This is a genomic window from Terriglobales bacterium, from assembly GCA_035651655.1.
Classification (GTDB): domain Bacteria; phylum Acidobacteriota; class Terriglobia; order Terriglobales; family Acidobacteriaceae; genus DASRFG01.
In genome coordinates this window covers 114,287-129,186 of sequence record DASRFG010000029.1, presented here as the reverse complement: position 1 = coordinate 129,186, position 14,900 = coordinate 114,287, and the positions used below count along the sequence as shown (strand labels likewise).

The window sequence follows — 14,900 nt, the reverse complement described above, 5'->3', positions numbered from 1 at the left end:
CATTTCCAGGTGTTTTTCGGAACCGGATAGCACAGCCCGATCAGCATGAGACCGTAGCTGAGGGGCCGGTCAATCGACTCGAATCCGATGTCGATGGAATTGCACTTGGGACACCGGGGCTGCTGGTAGTATTCGCCGACTTCCTGCTCCAGAAAGATTTCCGGTGGGGGCTCGCGCAAGATGCTGAGTGCTTCTTTCGCGTCCTCGGCCTTGACCTGCAGACGCATGTTGCCGATGGCATTGGACCACAGCCAGTCGGCTCGCACCAGCTCCGAATCCGCCAGAAAACACGGGATTCCCGCGGACTCGAGTTTCCCCTTGGCAAGCAACGCCTCCGGCAGATCACGAAAGCGCTCGATGGTTACCAGGCCGCCAGACATGCGTTTCAGGATACTCCAGAGCGTAAGTAGCGCACAGAGGGCTGGTCAGCAGGGCCGCTCCCGCATGCTCCCCATTTTGCTACAATGCGGGCAGTTCCCTACGAGGGGCGCTTAGCTTAGTTGGTTAGAGCGCGTGCTTCACACGCACGAGGTCGCAGGTTCGAGTCCTGCAGTGCCCACCATTCAATTGCCTGATTTCACGGTGCTTGCTGTTAGTTGTTCTTTGACTTCCTACCGGTCGCTTTGCTCTGTGTTGCCCAGAATTGTGTTTACGATCCGCAGCCGCGCATTTACGGGTGCTGGCGCGAGTCTGCGTGTCTGTAGGTGAGCGGCAAAATCGGAAATGTGTTCACTTGTAACCTCCCTCATATCGCGCTCGCGAGAGGCCGCCGGAACTGAATGGGGAAAGCCCCGGCGCGACCAGCCGGGGCCAGCCCTCAATTCAGCTTACAAGTAGAGTTGACTTTAGCGACCTTCGTTGCCGGCGCGGAACAAGTCGGACATGACATGGACGTTGCCATCGCACGCATGGTTCAGGCAAGGAAGACCCAAACCGGATTCCAGCGATTTAAGCAAGGAGAAGTGAGTATAGCGCCGGGAGCTCTGGACGCCATGCACGCCATAATTGGTGTCCACGATTGCCATCACCCGGTTAGTATTCGGGGCCAGACTGTAATCGTTTTCGTCCCACAAGACCATCAGCGCGTTCTTGCCGGCTTGCCATGCCGGAGACTTTTTGATGGCATTCACGATCCGCTCCACAGTGACATCACCCAGGAAGATCAATGCCGGATTAAGGCCTGCCTGGCTGCCGTCGGAGGTGGGATCGAAGTTGCAGAATGCGCCAGCGTTACCCCGGCCGTGTTGGTCGTTGCACTGGTTAGGTGCAATAAACGACAAGCTGGGCACGTGGCCGGAACGAAGATCGGCGTACAGACCTTGTGGGCCGTCAAAAGCGACGGAGTTTCTGAGGCTGTTCCCAGCTTCGCCATCTTGGACGTTGCGGAAGTAAACGAAAGGATTGTGTTTCGCGGCGTAAAGCTTAACAACGTCGCGCTGCGAGAGCGGCGGATTCAAAGTAGGCTTGATCTTGCTGAAATCGGTGTTGTTGGTGAAGAAGCCATCACTGTAATTCACCAGATCGGCACCTTCGACTGGAAGGCTCTCCTGGTAACTTTTCCAGCTTTCTCCAGCCGCGGCGAGTTGGTCGCCAATACTCTTGCCCACGGTGTTTTCGGCGGCAGGAATGGATTGGATCCCATCGATGTTGTTCTCTCCAGGAGGGCCTTGGGTCTCATTGGTAAAGTCAACCGCCACGGTGGCTGCATCTCTTCCAATGCCGGCGATGGGACAAATATTCGGACTGGGCGGATTGTCTGTGTTGGCTGTTCCGGAGGCCAGATTCGTGGTGCAGCTGGCATTGTGCCAATCCGGATCATTGTCGCTTAGCACCCCGAAATTGGATCCACCCACCACTTCCAGATAGTTGGTCAAACTGGGATGGGCGACCGCAAAATAGTTGGTCGCTAAATTCGCGGAGCTTGCCAGGCGGTTGATGAACGGTGCGTTTGGGTTGTGAAAAATCTGACTGAAACCGTGATTCTCCATTATTACAACGAAGACGTGGTCCAGATGCGGAACACCTTTTGGGCTGGGCCCCTCGCCGGCGAAAACCACATTCACCAGCGCTGTGAGCACGAGTGCCATCATTGCGGCATGTTTGTTCATGTGCTTTACCTTTCCTTTGAATTGGGTGGGACTGGACGGTGAGAAGTTTAGTTGGGCCTTATTTCTGTGTTATTAACACGAAATGAACATTTGGTTACCTAACACGAATTCCCGTAGTTTCCGCACCGGAAGCCCAGCTTACGATTTCACAATTTTTTAACAGGCCGTTCATCGGGGCTTAACCTACGCAGCCCATTGGGCCAGTAATCTTCTTCCGCTGCTTTAATTCAGGAGGAACCCTAGTGTCCGTTCGCCATCTTCCCGCCGCTGTGTTTCTGTCTTTGTTATTGGTGCTGTCGGTTTCATTGGCAGCTATCGCCGAAGAATCCAGGCCCAACATCAAACACGTGCTGCTGATCAGCGTTGACGGGTTGCACGCCCTCGACGTGGCTCGGTACGTCGAGCAGCATCCGAATTCCGCACTGGCACAACTGTCGCGGCACGGCATTACCTATAGCAACGCGCGCACACCAGCCAACTCCGATTCTTTTCCCGGTCTATTGGCGCTGGTGTCAGGTGGATCGCCGGTCACCAGCGGGTTGTTTTACGACGTTAGCTATGACCGCACGTTCTTCGATCCCACGAATACCACCTGCTCGGGTGGAGCCGGCAACGTAATGATTTTCGACGAGAGCATAGATAGGTACTCGGGAAACGTTTCCCCGGACGTAATCGACCCTACGAAACTGCCGCGGCGCCGCAATGCACAGGGCAACTGCGTGCCGGTATTCCCGCATGAAGCACTCCGGACCAATACCATTTTCGAAGCGGTCAAGGCGGCGGGTGGAAGCACCGCATGGGCGGACAAGCATCCAGCCTATGATTTGGTCAACGGACCGTCTGGAAAGGGAGTGGATGATCTCTTTACACCAGAAATTACGAACGTTGACGGATTCGACGCCACGGTGAGCGTGGTTTGCACGGTTGCAAATGACCAGAAAAAAGTCGCGGCGATTATTAACGAGATCCACGGACGCAGGCACGATGGTTCGCGCGGACACGGCACTCCTACCGTTTTCGGCATGAACTTCCAAGCCGTCAGCGTGGGGCAGAAACTCGCCAAGGACAATACCGATGGCAGCTGTGTTGGCGATCCTCTGAGCGGCAAGGTGGGTGGCTACGTGGACGGCACTGGCGCCCCGACCGAAGTTCTCGCCTATGGATTGCAGAAGACGGACGAGGCCCTTGGACACATGATTCAGGCACTCAAGTCAGAAGGCACTTACGACTCAACCCTATTCATCGTCAGCGCAAAACACGGACAGTCGCCGATCAATCCTAAGTTGACTAACAAACCTGGTCACTTCGCTGACTTGGTGGGAGCGCTGCCAGACGGCACCACTAATCCTGCCGCCATCGCTGTCACCAATGCAGGAAGCTGCTCAACCGGCCCCTGCGGCTTGGTCCAGGACGACGACGTAGCTCTAATCTGGTTAGCCGACCAGAGCCAGACGTCAATTGTCGCCAAATACTTAAACGCTAATGCCAAGCAGTTGTTCATAGAGGAAGTAATGGCGGGGACGGAACTGAAGCTAAAGTTTAACGATCCTGCCCACGACACCCGCACCCCGGACCTCATTGTGCAGCCCGCATATGGCACCATCTACACAGGGTCGAGCAAGAAGAATGCCGAGCACGGCGGATTCAGTTTCGGTGACACCAATGTGGCACTGATTGTCTCTAATCCGAGATTGTCTTCACGAGTGGTGAAGAGCCCGGTTGTGTCATCGCAAGTTGCGCCGACAATTCTGCAATCACTCGGAATTGATCCCCGATCCTTGAAGTCAGTCCGCGTAGAGCAGACAAAGACATTGCCCGGTTTGCAGTAACTAGTCTTTATCTTTCAGGAGCCTGGTAGCCGGTCTTGAAGTAGGCATGTAGCGGCGTGTCGGGTGCTGAGGAGGTGACCTGAACCTTGATTTTCCGCCATTTGCCATCATGAGTGACATTACGGGGGTGGTAGCCGAGCACGTACTGATTGCGCAACTCCAGGCTGATGGCGCTGGCAATGTCGGGAAGCTCTCTGGCGTTGTTCACGGTTATGGTCTGGCCGCCGGTGGCTTCGGTGATGTGGGTCAGCAAGCGCTTGCCGGCCCACTCTTCCGGGGTCTTGAAAACCGTGCCGAAGATGCCGATCGCATAAATCTGCACATCGGTTTCCTGGACCAACTTCCTGATCTCGGCGGCCGTGTAGCGGCTGCGATTATCTCCACCATCGGAAATAATCACCAAGGCGCGGCGCTGGTAGCGCGCCTGGCGAGTTTTCGCCAATCCCATGTAGATCGCGTCCAGCAGCGCGGTGTGGCCGGTCGGTACGGCAGAAGCCAGCGTTGCCCGTATGTGGCCAATTGACTGGGTGGCGTCAGCCAGAAGCTTGGGACGGTCGGAGAATGCAACCACAAAGTAATCGTCCTGGGGGTTGGCAACGTTGAAAAAGTCTCCCAAAGCCTCGCGCGCCAGAGCGATTTTGTCCGTCATGCTCTTGCTGAGATCGAGAATGACGCCAACTGAAATGGGGGAGTCCTCGCTGGAAAAGTACTGGATCTGCTGTTGCTCGCCCGCTTCGTATAACGCAAAGTCGTGTTTTCCCAGCCCGACGATAGTGCGATTCGCACCATCCGTGACCGTTACTGGTACCAGCACTAGATCCACGTCCACTCGAAAGGGATTCGACACCCGGCGGGGTTCGACATCGGCAGAGATCAGAGGTTTATGGGGAGGCGGCTTGAGGGGAACCAGATGAACGTCATCGCCAGTCTGCGCGGGGAGTGATGAGGTCAAGCACATACAGATCAAGCACACCCAGGTGATGCGGTGAGCAGTCGTGACACGCAGAGCGCCAAAGCGGGGGTAAGTCGCCATAAGAGAAAGGTGGAATTTCCGCGCATCGTAGCACAATCAATCGCCGGCTTCGTCTGAAAAATTTTGCAGTGTAGGCAGGGCGCCAGTCGAATACCTTAGAAAAGAAAGGGCACCCGCCCGGGCGCCCTTTGTACGTGTTGAGTGGTAAGCCTACGACGTGGCTAGAAGCGGAACTGTGGACCGAACGTAATCTTCAAGTTGTGGTTGGCGCCATTGTCAAAGTAAATTTGGTCGCCGACCTCGGCCCGGACTCCGAACCAATGAGCGAAGAACTCAACTCCCGCTCCCGGATAAAACACGCCATTCGTGTCTCCACTGGGAACCGAACTTAGGGCACCGGTGAATCCACTGAACGGGCCCTTGCGAGACACGTTGAAGTTCAGAAACCCGCCTTTGACGGTTACGAAGGCTTTTACCGGCCCTATACCGGTCTGAATCTTCGGCCCAAATAATCCATTCAATAAGCGAAGCCCGGAACGGCTGAAGCTCGCACTGCCGCTGCCGTTGTTCGTATTGATGGTTGTGAAGTTGCGCTCGAAATCATAGGCCATGCTGCCTTCGAGCTGCACAAACCTGTTCAGATTGAATGCTAGTTGTCCACCCACGCCCCAGAGATTTCCGTTCCTGAGGTTATGCAGGCGAGTGTAATCAGCAAAGACCCCAAATTCGCCGTGCTCTTCTTGCGCCCAGACTGCCGGCGCAAACAGTGCCAACGCCAGAATGATTCCTGCGATCCGTTTCATGCGTATCTCTCTCCTCTTACCTTTATCCGCATCGCCCTTCCCGCCTCTACTGACCGGTCTTTACCGGGGAGTAGCAGGTCAGTTAAGGGGGACGATACATACGATGTAGAGGAACTTCCTCGGGTGGGCCGCCTCTGCTGATCAAGAAGCGCTCTGAAGCAGCGTACCTGCAGGGAGGGAGAGTAGTTCCATAAACACCAAGAACTTGCGGCAGGTGAATTGAAATAGTGAGCTGGCAGAGATGCTGGATGATGCGAGTCTGAATTCAAATAGTGAGCTGGCAGAGATGCTGAATGCGAAAACGAGAGTTAGTTCCGGGCAGAGGAGTCTATGCGGGCAAACTTGAAATTGACGGTGATCTGCACGTTGGAGGCTTGGTCAGCCCTCCGGTGTGGCTGGTAGCGCCACTTCTTGATTGCTTCCATCGCTGCTTGGGCCAGCAGCGGATTGCCGTTGAGGGCGCGGATGTGCCGCAGGGACCCGTCTTCCCCAATTACCGCACTCAGTTCCACCGACCCTTCCAACTGCTGCAGTCTGGCTGCCCCCGGGTACACTGGTTCTACGGTGCGCACCGGCCGTTCTGCACCGCTGGATCTTACGCCGCCCGCCAAATTTCTGGGAAAACGAAAGTCGGGTGGCCCGTTCTCGGCCCCGCCGATCTCCTCGATGACGTCCACCACCGACTGGGAAATTGCGGTGACGTTCGCCTGATCTGAAAGCGCGTGGTTGGGCGGCGCTGCCTCTGCCTCTCCGCTCACAATCTGGGGCGTACCTACACTAATCGCGGGGCCCGGTTCAGGGGTTGTGGTTTTTATCGGCTCCTGAGAATCCGGCACCGACCCGGCGATTCTCGGGGCAGCTTCAAGGGCCGGTCCTTCAGGGCTGGCGAGGACAGTATTGTGTCCGGCCTCAGGGCGCGCCTCTGCCCATCGCGAGATTTGCCATACCATGAGCAACACAAAAGCGAAAGCCGCTGTGAGCACATACTTACGATTTACCGGGTCAGTGGCCCAGGCCAGAAACACAGGAACCAGAGCAGGCCGCTGCGCCGCTGCTGGAGCGGGAGCGATCGGAATCTGCGGGCCTAACACTGGCGCATTTTCAACTGTTGGAGGCTTGATCACCGGCTCCGGAGTTGGTTCACGTACGACGGACGACTCAGCAGCTGGTGGTTTCCGCTTACGCACTATTCGCCGGTCCTCCGCGTGCATTCCCAGAAGGGCAAATTCATTGACCAGGGCATTGACGTCCACGGTCGTCGGGCGTTGCTGAATGTCGTCTTCATTGGAATCGTAATGGCCCGAATCAGCTACCCGCGGCACAGTCGCCTGCACTTCGTCTGGAAGGTTGCGCGTCATGACAGGAGGCACCACCTGAAGTGGCGGCGAAATTGAGGGTGGGAAAAAGTCTCCAGGTATTCCCGCCGCCTTCGCGTAGGGCACGGACTCTTCATCCTCCTGCTTGTTTTCTACGGAAACCAGTGGTGGACGGATTTCACTGACCACATCGAACTTCGGTAAAAAAGCCGGCGCTCTCTCTTCAACTGTTTCGGGCACGAGGCGTGGATCTTTATCGGTTAATCCTCGGCTCGCGACCACGAAATCCATTTCACTGCACACTTGCGCAAGGATGGCCGCATCGATAAGCCGGTTCCCCAGAGCATGGCCCAAGGACAAGGCGTTGAAACAAAGATTGTTGATGATGCGGGGTATCCCTTGACTGCGCTGAAAGATGGTTCGGCAAGCTCTGGCTGAAAAGATTGGGTCCCCGAAATAGCCGGCCACTTCCAAACGGTGCCGGATATAGTCCTGCACCTCTTCCTCCGACAACGGCTCCAGCCGGATCAGGTGCGCGATCCTCTGGCGTAATTGTGTTAAGTCCGGGTCGGCCAGTTTCTCCGCCAGTTCGGGTTGTCCGGAAAGGACGATGTGCAGCAGCTTGGAGTCTGGAGTTTCGAAATCCGAAAGAAGACGTATCGCTTCGAGCACGTCCGGCCGCAAATTCTGCGCCTCGTCAACTACCAGGATGACATGCTTGCCGTGCTGTGCCTCCTCCAGGACCATGCGTTGGAACAAACCGTTTAGTTCCACGAAATCGTCTTTTTGAATGCCGAATCCAAATTCGGCGATCAGATAACGCATGAATTCGCGGGGATTGCATTGCGTTTGAAATAAAAACGCGGAGCGCGTGGTGCGAGCGTGCCGCCGCAACATGTCAAACAAGAGGCTGGTCTTGCCCATGCCGGGCGGGGCGACCACCGCCGTGAACCCACGTCCGGCGCGAATGTCTGAATCCAGGATGGCTTGCGCTTCGCGGTGACCCGGGCTGAGATAAAGAAATTGCGGGTCGGGAGTCACCCCAAAGGGTTCCTCACGCAAGCCATAGAACTGAAGGTACATAGCCATTTATCTGCAAGTTTTGGGCCATGCTATAGCCCTAAAACCCATATAAGGGTACAACAATTACCCCGCAAAAGGTGCAAAACCCTGCAGCTATGGACCCGAATCACGCCAGTTATTGGGGGAATTTCTGAAGGGTGTATCAGCGACGGCCAACGGCCTGCGCTCGTACGCGTGGCGAGGCGCTGGCCTCGGGGTTCACCGCTGCTGCCCAGGATGGCGGAACCGGCAGTGACGATACCAAGGCGCGGGTGTAAGCGTGCTGGGGAGAGGAAAAGATTTCTCGCGGCGTGCTGCACTCTACGATGCTTCCCTGATGCATCACCGCAATGCGGTTGGCGATGGTAGCCACTGACAAAAGATCGTGGCTGATATAGAGAATGGCCATGCCGAGGTCGCTGCTGAGCCGCTGGAAGAGTGCCAGGATTTCCGATTGCGTAATGATGTCCAGCGCGCTGGTGGGTTCATCAGCGATGAGCAGCAATGGGTGATGCATTACGGCCATGGCAATGAGTACCCTCTGTGCCTGGCCCACACTAAGCTCGGATGGACGACGACTCAAGAAGTCATCGTCTGCCGGCAGCATTACGCTAGCCAGCGCCTTTAGCACCTCACGCCGGCATTCGTCCGCCGAACCGCTGCGATGCGCCTTCCAGGTTTCGGCCAACTGTGTGCCGATGCGAAGGGCAGGGTTGAGCGAGGCGATGGGGCTCTGCAACACCAGGGCGATTTCTTTGCCGCGCAGCTCCCGCATTTCCCGCTCATCCAAGTCCATCAGCTCACGACCGCTGAATTGAACCTTGCCTGTCGCCCTGCCGGCCTTCAGATGAAGCAGCCGAAGAAGCGCCAACGCAAGGGTGCTCTTCCCACAGCCGCTCTGCCCCACCAGTCCTAGAATTTCTCCGGAATTGAGCTCTAGCGACAATCCGTTTAGCACGCTACTGCCTTCGCGATAACGAGCAGCCAACGAAACTGAAAGAAGAGGCTCGGTCACTATCGGCTCCTCGCCACGTCAGCGTGAGATTGCAGGTAGAGCTCATCAATGTTCCAGTAAGTCTGCGGGCGAAGCACGCTGGGCTGTGCGTTCCGAACCGTACTGGCGATGCCAGAGAGTGCGTCTTTATTCAACAAATAGATAAACGGGTTTTGTTCGCGAACAATCTCCTGTACGCGGTCAAAATATTGCTTGCGCTTTCTGACGTCAGAAGTAGAAGCCTGGGCGCGTATAAGCCGGTCAATTTCAGACTCCCATGCCGTCGCCGGGTTCTTCTGCTGGGGGTTCCATTGATGGTCAGCGGCGGAGCTCAGCCATACGTTCATCTGGACGTTGGGATCGAGTTCGGTGTTGACCAGTCCCAGCAAACAGGCCTCGTAGTCGAAGGTCCGCGAGATGCGCTCCATAAGCGACGGGAAATCCAAAGTGACGATGTTCAGCCGAATGCCGATCTTGGCGAGGTCTTGCTGCATCATGGCTGCCATTGCCGCACGATATTTGTTCCCGGCATTGGTGATCACAGAAAATTCCACCGCGTTGCCGCCGCGATCTTTTAATGTGCCGTCCTGCAATTTGAAGCCGTCTTGTGCAAGCTCCCGAATCGCGCTCTGGGGATCGTAAGCCTGGGCTTTCAGCTTGGAATTGAACCAGAACGTATTTGCGGGCGAGATCGGGCCAAAAGCCGGGTGAGCATGGCCACGAAAGACGATGCGCGCCATATCTTCGCGATTGATTGCCTTAGAAAGGGCCTGCCGAAACATGGTGGATGCGAACCAGGCCTTCTTGTAAGCAGGAATCGGAGCCGTAGGAACCTGGTTGAGCCACATCATTTCGGGATCCAGCGAGACTCCTGCATCATGCGCGGTGGACTCGGCTTGAGAGGAAAGCCTGGAGAAATATTCGGGATCGAGCGAGTTGATCAAGTCAACTTCGCCGCGCACAAAGTGGAGCATCTCCAGGTCGCGGTTTTGTTCAACCTCAATTCGGACAGAATCCAGGTACGGCAAGCGTCGTCCGGCAGCGTCATGCTTCCAATAATTTGGATTGCGCTTGAGAAGGACGTACTCGCCCGGTTTGTAATCGGCGATGTTGAAAGGCCCCAGTACTGCCATCTCCTTCTTCGGCGAGGTGGAAGACATAATGGGCACTTGATCGAACAAGCGATCCAATCCCGCCACCGGTGCAGGGAATCTGATGGCGACACGATCCGACGCCAAGATGCGGACATCAACATCCCCAGGTCCTGAGCGGAACGGATCGGCGGTAGAAGAGTGCAGGTTGGGATCCATGAGCCGGCGCACGGTGTAGGCCACATCGGTCGCGGAAAAAGGAGAACCGTCCGAGAAGTACAAATCTCTGCGTAACTTGAAGGTGATGCGCTGTCCGTTCTCGGAGACCTTCCAGGAGAGCGCCAGCTGCGGTTCAAGTTGTTGGGTCACCCGGTTGGTGCGGACCAGCACACCGGCGGTGAGATAGCGCACGGTGTCTGATGGGTCGTCATCCACCAGGAGCGGATCAAAAGTTTTGGGTTCGGCGCGCACGCAGAATCTGAGCTCGCCTCCGTATTGTGACCACGCGGTGCAGCTTGCAAACAGCAAACCGCAGAGCACTAGAGCGTGCAGAATACTTTTCTTCATGAGGGCAGTTCCTTACTCGAAAGTGCGACCTGAAAACAGGTGACTACCGCGACCAGAAGAAGCAGCGGTACAAACAACCAAGGCTGGGAAGCGGCGGAGTAACCTTCAATCTCCCGCAGCAGACTTCCCCAGGAGGGCAGGGGCTCGGCAACACCCAGTCCCAGGACTCCGAGGTTGGCTTCGGTGAGAATGAATACGGGAATCGAAATCCAGAATTGCGCCAACAGCACGGGCGCGAGGTTGGGGAAAATGTGGACTGCAAATACCCGTGGACCGCTGACACCCGAGGCGCGGGCCTGAAGGACAAAATCCGAGTTGCGCAAGGTACGGCTGCCCGCGCAAACGACGCGCGCCGCGGCGGCCCATCCGAGAATGCCCAGCAGTGCGAAGGTAATTATTACTGACGCAAGGGGCGACACATTCAGCGGTAACATCGCCCGCACCGCGACCAACAGGAACAACCAGGGCAGCGATAGGAACAAATCCGTCACCCACATCGCCGTACCCTCAAAACCTCCGCCCAGATAGCCGGCCAGGCCGCCAATCACGCCGGCAAGCAGCGTCGAAACCAGCGCCGCCGCGGGCGCCAACAGAAGAGAAATCCTGGTTCCATACAGAAGGCGCGAGAACCGGTCACGGCCGAGGTCATCAGTTCCGAGCCAATGCCTTGCCGAAGGTGACGCTCCAGGCAGATCGCGAAATTGCTCGGCGTAGGAGGCAGGAGCAATGAAGTTTGCCAAAAGGGAAGCAGTCAGTACCAGGCCCAGCAGGCAAATTGCAATCCAGCGCCCGGTGTTCACGCTGCGCCTCGCCACATTGAGCGGCCGAGCAGGTCAGAAGCCGAATTTATGGTGACCGTAATCAAAGTGACCAGCGTCGTGAGATTGACCAGCAGCACCAGGTCACGGCCCAAGGCGGCTTGCCAGGCAAGCTGGCCGATGCCCGGCAGATCGCACAGGGCTTCTACCGGAATCGCTGCGCCGATAGCCAGAGTCACAGATATCGCCACCAGAGCCAGCATCTGCGGAGCACTAACCGGCAGCACATGCCACAGAAACACGCGCACTTCGCCCAGTCCTTTGCAGCGGGCCGCCAGTACGTGAGGAAGCTCATAACTGCGCAACATCACATTGCGCGAATAGCCGAAAATCTTGGGAACAACCACCAGCGCAAGCGCCAGACTGGGAGGCGCCCGAAGAAAGACGAACATGAGCGCCAGCACCGCTGCGGGGACCGCAAGCAATGTGGAGGTGAGGCCACCGGCAAGCAGATTAAATTGCCACGAGTGCAGCATGACCGCTGGGACCACGAGCAGCATCGCAATCGTCCATCCCACCAGCAACCCGATTGAGACTTGGCGCAGCGTGACCGGGAAGCGGGTTGCGATCAACTGGGCGGCCGGACGGTTGAGAGTTCGTGAAAAGCCCAAGTCGCCGTGCAGGAGACCTGCGAAGTAATGGCGATAGAAATTCGGCAAATTATTTTCGGTCCGAAGCTGCTGGCGCAGGGCGGCAACGCTCTCCGCACTTAGACGAGGGTCGAACTCACGCTCATCAACGCCTGCCCCAGGGGAAAAGCGCACTAAGGTGGCTCCCAGCATGCCGCCTAGAACGGCGGTCAGCAGGATGGTTGCGATATGTTTGATAAGCCGCTGCACCATGTTTTTTTTTGGCCTTCAATTCACAGGACGTGAAGTGTTGCTTGCACCCGCAGCGGCGGCAGCGCTTCTCTGCTGATGATGCTGCTGCTTCATGATGTACATGCGGCGGTCGGCTTCGGCCAACAACTCCTCAGCGTCTTCGCCGTCGTCCGGATACACAGCCATGCCGGCGCTCAGCGAGATCAACTGTTCGCCGCAAACTTCGCGTCCGGCGAGAGTTGCAATTTCAATTGCCTGGTCCACTTTCTGCTGTGCCGCGTCCGGTTTCAGGCCAGGAGCCACAATCACGAACTCGTCTCCGCCCATGCGCGCCACGTAGTCATATTCGCGACAGGCGTCTTTTAGCCTCTGGGAAAAAACCCGCAGCACGCGGTTTCCTTCCAGGTGGCCAAAGCGGTCATTGATCTGCTTGAACCCATCCAGGTCGCAGACGATCACGCTGACCGCTGAATTGGTCCGCTTGCAGCGCGCCAGTTCGCGATCCAGATGCAGAAAGAGTGAGCGGGCGTTGGGCAGTTCAGTCAGGTAGTCAATGGTGGCTGAACTTTCTGCCTGCTGGTACTTCATCGCGTTCTCAATGGAAAGCGCGACTTTGGAACTTATGGCCAGGAGGATGCGCAAGTGATCGGAAGTAAAAGCATCCTTCTCGGCGTTGTAAAGCGTGAGCACTCCGATGACGCCGCTCAGCCCTTCAAGCGGTACAGCGAGAGCAGAGCGCAAGGTGCTGAACTTTGAGGGATCGTTCAAATAACCCGGCTCGACTGAGGGATTCCCGTTGATGATGGCCTTCTTGTTCTCTGCCACCCATCCCGATAGACCTTCACCGAGTGGAATCTTTAAGGACGCAAAGAGTCGGAAGTTATCGCCGCTAACATGCTCAGGGACCAGCTTGTCCTCCCGCCGAACATAAATTGCGATGGAATCGTAAGGGACAAGTCGCTTCAGTCGGGCCGCCAACACCGACAGGGTGTCATCGAGACTCAGTGAATTGCCCAAGTCCTGGCTGAGTTCGAACAAGGTTTGCGCTTCCTGCCGGGCGGCGGCGATAGAGGAGAGAAAACTGCTCTCCCGCCTCTGCATGGGTCCGGACTTTGTGGGATTGGTTTCTTCAAACCCGGTGGCTGGAGCCTTGCCGCGTTCCACACGAACTCTGGTGGAGAGTTTCGTACGCTCGTACGGTTTGGAGCGCGCCTGGGCCAGCTTCTCCCATTCGACGTAGTGCTTCTTTAAGACATCCACCACCTGGGGATCGAAGGCGGTGCCGGAGTCTGCGACCACCCGCGCCAGCGCGTCCTCGAGCGGGAGTGCCCTGCGATATTGGCGGTCGGAGGCCAGCGCGTCCAGGCAATCCACGGCGGCAAGGATGCGTGCTCCGATTGGGATTTCCTCGCCCTTAAGTCCATTAGGATATCCGCTGCCGTCCCATTTCTCGTGATGTGCAACCACAATCGGCCCGACCGGGTAGGGGAACTGCACGCGCTCCAGTATCTCGGCGCCTACCAGGGGATGGATCTTCATCTTCTCGAATTCTTCGGGTGTCAGCTTTCCCGGCTTAGAGATGATGTGCTCAGGCACAGCGAGCTTGCCAATATCGTGCAGTAATGCCGCCGCATGCACTGCTTGATTTTCGTCTTCCGTAAGATCTAGTTTTTTCGCCAACTCAGTGGCGTAAATTCGCACCCGCTGCAAGTGATCGTGGGTGGTGTGGTCCTTGGCTTCGATGGCGAGCGCAAGCGCCTCAATGGTGCGCAGGTGTAATGAAGCGATCTGCTCCACGTGCTGCTTTTCGTTCTCTAATTTTCCCAGATAGAGATGGTATGAACGGTAAATGAGATAGACCGGCGGCAAGACCAGCAAAGAAGTTTGCCAGCCAATCGCGCTATTAACCCAGCTGACCATGGCGGCGATGGTGGCGCCCACCAGGTAATACGGAAAAGACCAGAAGTAGCACTCCGACCAAATCTTGCGCAGCGATTTCTCTTCGGTGAGCGCAATGACGGCGGCGACGGGAACTGTATTGGCGACGAAGTACACAGCAGCCGACAACATCAGCACCATTAACAGGTAGTGGCTGAACCAGTGCCGGACGATGGTGTGGTAAACCCAGTAGGAAACGGCGATGGCCACTGCCATGTTGCACAGGTTGAACGTGACCTGCACCCACTTGGTTTGACCTTTCGCATTCCAAAAATACTGAACAACGGTGGCGAGACATCCCAGGAGCAAAGTTTCCGGCAGCGTTAGTTCAACAATTCCAATAAGGATAAAAAGAAAGTTCACTGACATGGTGCCGGTGATTCCAGGCAGCGAGACTTTCAGGATGGAAGCGAAAAGGGCGACTGCCAGATAGCCGAGGAATCGGGCGGGGTCAGCGGAATGAAAGCCAAGCGATCCAACGGCCAGTATCGCGGTCCCGGCGAGGACCACCATGCCGATAAACACTTTGGCCCTATTGGACATTCTGGCTCCACTCTGCGTGAAAGTGCGCGGCAAACGT

11 protein-coding genes and 1 tRNA gene are annotated in these 14,900 nt (G+C 56.6%); 2 read left to right on the top strand and 10 right to left on the bottom strand.

Annotation, left to right across the window (positions count from 1 at the left end):
* Positions 1 to 380 (bottom strand): DUF2007 domain-containing protein (locus tag VFA76_14845; GenBank protein ID HZR33120.1); only part of this gene is annotated, 380 nt, incomplete at its 3' end.
* A 105-nt stretch (positions 381 to 485) separates the two neighbouring features.
* Between VFA76_14845 and VFA76_14840 the strand changes: the two genes are divergently transcribed.
* A tRNA-Val gene (locus tag VFA76_14840) sits at positions 486 to 562 on the top strand.
* Between the two features lie 283 nt (positions 563 to 845).
* Here VFA76_14840 and VFA76_14835 read toward each other — a convergent pair.
* The gene (locus tag VFA76_14835; protein ID HZR33119.1) at positions 846 to 2,108 is read right to left on the bottom strand and encodes an alkaline phosphatase family protein; all 1,263 of its coding nucleotides are present in this window, start codon (positions 2,106 to 2,108) and stop codon (positions 846 to 848) included.
* Between the two features lie 242 nt (positions 2,109 to 2,350).
* On the opposite strand from VFA76_14835, the gene VFA76_14830 reads away from it, so the two are divergent.
* A complete protein-coding gene (locus tag VFA76_14830; protein ID HZR33118.1) occupies positions 2,351 to 3,937 on the top strand; it encodes an alkaline phosphatase family protein in 1,587 nt (528 codons plus the stop codon).
* Positions 3,938 to 3,944: 7 nt separating this feature from the next.
* Here VFA76_14830 and VFA76_14825 read toward each other — a convergent pair whose 3' ends face one another.
* The 8 genes from VFA76_14825 to VFA76_14790 all read right to left on the bottom strand — a co-directional run bounded on the left by VFA76_14825 (position 3,945) and on the right by VFA76_14790 (position 14,863).
* Complete coding sequence (locus VFA76_14825; GenBank protein HZR33117.1) at positions 3,945 to 4,970, bottom strand: VWA domain-containing protein; 1,026 nt, start codon at positions 4,968 to 4,970, stop codon at positions 3,945 to 3,947.
* 161 nt (positions 4,971 to 5,131) lie between these two features.
* Positions 5,132 to 5,713, bottom strand: coding sequence for a hypothetical protein (locus VFA76_14820; protein ID HZR33116.1), 582 nt, complete (start codon positions 5,711 to 5,713; stop codon positions 5,132 to 5,134).
* A 308-nt stretch (positions 5,714 to 6,021) separates the two neighbouring features.
* The gene (locus VFA76_14815) at positions 6,022 to 8,118 is read right to left on the bottom strand and encodes a TonB family protein (GenBank protein ID HZR33115.1); all 2,097 of its coding nucleotides are present in this window, start codon (positions 8,116 to 8,118) and stop codon (positions 6,022 to 6,024) included.
* A 136-nt stretch (positions 8,119 to 8,254) separates the two neighbouring features.
* Positions 8,255 to 9,106, bottom strand: a complete 852-nt coding sequence (locus VFA76_14810; GenBank protein ID HZR33114.1) for an ABC transporter ATP-binding protein — start codon at positions 9,104 to 9,106, stop codon at positions 8,255 to 8,257.
* Entirely contained in the window at positions 9,106 to 10,743 is a 1,638-nt protein-coding gene (locus tag VFA76_14805; GenBank protein HZR33113.1) for an ABC transporter substrate-binding protein, read from the bottom strand. Before VFA76_14805 ends, VFA76_14810 begins: the two co-directional genes overlap by 1 nt.
* Complete coding sequence (locus tag VFA76_14800) at positions 10,740 to 11,543, bottom strand: ABC transporter permease (protein HZR33112.1); 804 nt, start codon at positions 11,541 to 11,543, stop codon at positions 10,740 to 10,742. Before VFA76_14800 ends, VFA76_14805 begins: the two co-directional genes overlap by 4 nt.
* Positions 11,540 to 12,403: an ABC transporter permease gene (locus VFA76_14795; protein HZR33111.1), complete on the bottom strand. Its 864-nt coding sequence runs from the start codon at positions 12,401 to 12,403 to the stop codon at positions 11,540 to 11,542. Before VFA76_14795 ends, VFA76_14800 begins: the two co-directional genes overlap by 4 nt.
* 15 nt (positions 12,404 to 12,418) lie before the next feature.
* Positions 12,419 to 14,863 (bottom strand): HD domain-containing phosphohydrolase, encoded by a 2,445-nt coding sequence (locus VFA76_14790; GenBank protein ID HZR33110.1) that lies wholly within the window; start codon positions 14,861 to 14,863, stop codon positions 12,419 to 12,421.
* Positions 14,864 to 14,900 lie beyond the last annotated feature (37 nt).

What these genes read in the sequence shown, in the direction of transcription:
- VFA76_14835 (HZR33119.1), bottom strand. Translation starts at nt 2,108, where the DNA reads ATGAACAAACATGCCGCAATGATGGCACTCGTGCTCACAGCGCTGGTG.
- VFA76_14825 (HZR33117.1), bottom strand. Translation starts at nt 4,970, where the DNA reads ATGGCGACTTACCCCCGCTTTGGCGCTCTGCGTGTCACGACTGCTCAC.
- VFA76_14820 (HZR33116.1), bottom strand. Translation starts at nt 5,713, where the DNA reads ATGAAACGGATCGCAGGAATCATTCTGGCGTTGGCACTGTTTGCGCCG.
- VFA76_14815 (HZR33115.1), bottom strand. Translation starts at nt 8,118, where the DNA reads ATGGCTATGTACCTTCAGTTCTATGGCTTGCGTGAGGAACCCTTTGGG.
- VFA76_14805 (HZR33113.1), bottom strand. Translation starts at nt 10,743, where the DNA reads ATGAAGAAAAGTATTCTGCACGCTCTAGTGCTCTGCGGTTTGCTGTTT.
- VFA76_14795 (HZR33111.1), bottom strand. Translation starts at nt 12,403, where the DNA reads ATGGTGCAGCGGCTTATCAAACATATCGCAACCATCCTGCTGACCGCC.
- VFA76_14790 (HZR33110.1), bottom strand. Translation starts at nt 14,863, where the DNA reads ATGTCCAATAGGGCCAAAGTGTTTATCGGCATGGTGGTCCTCGCCGGG.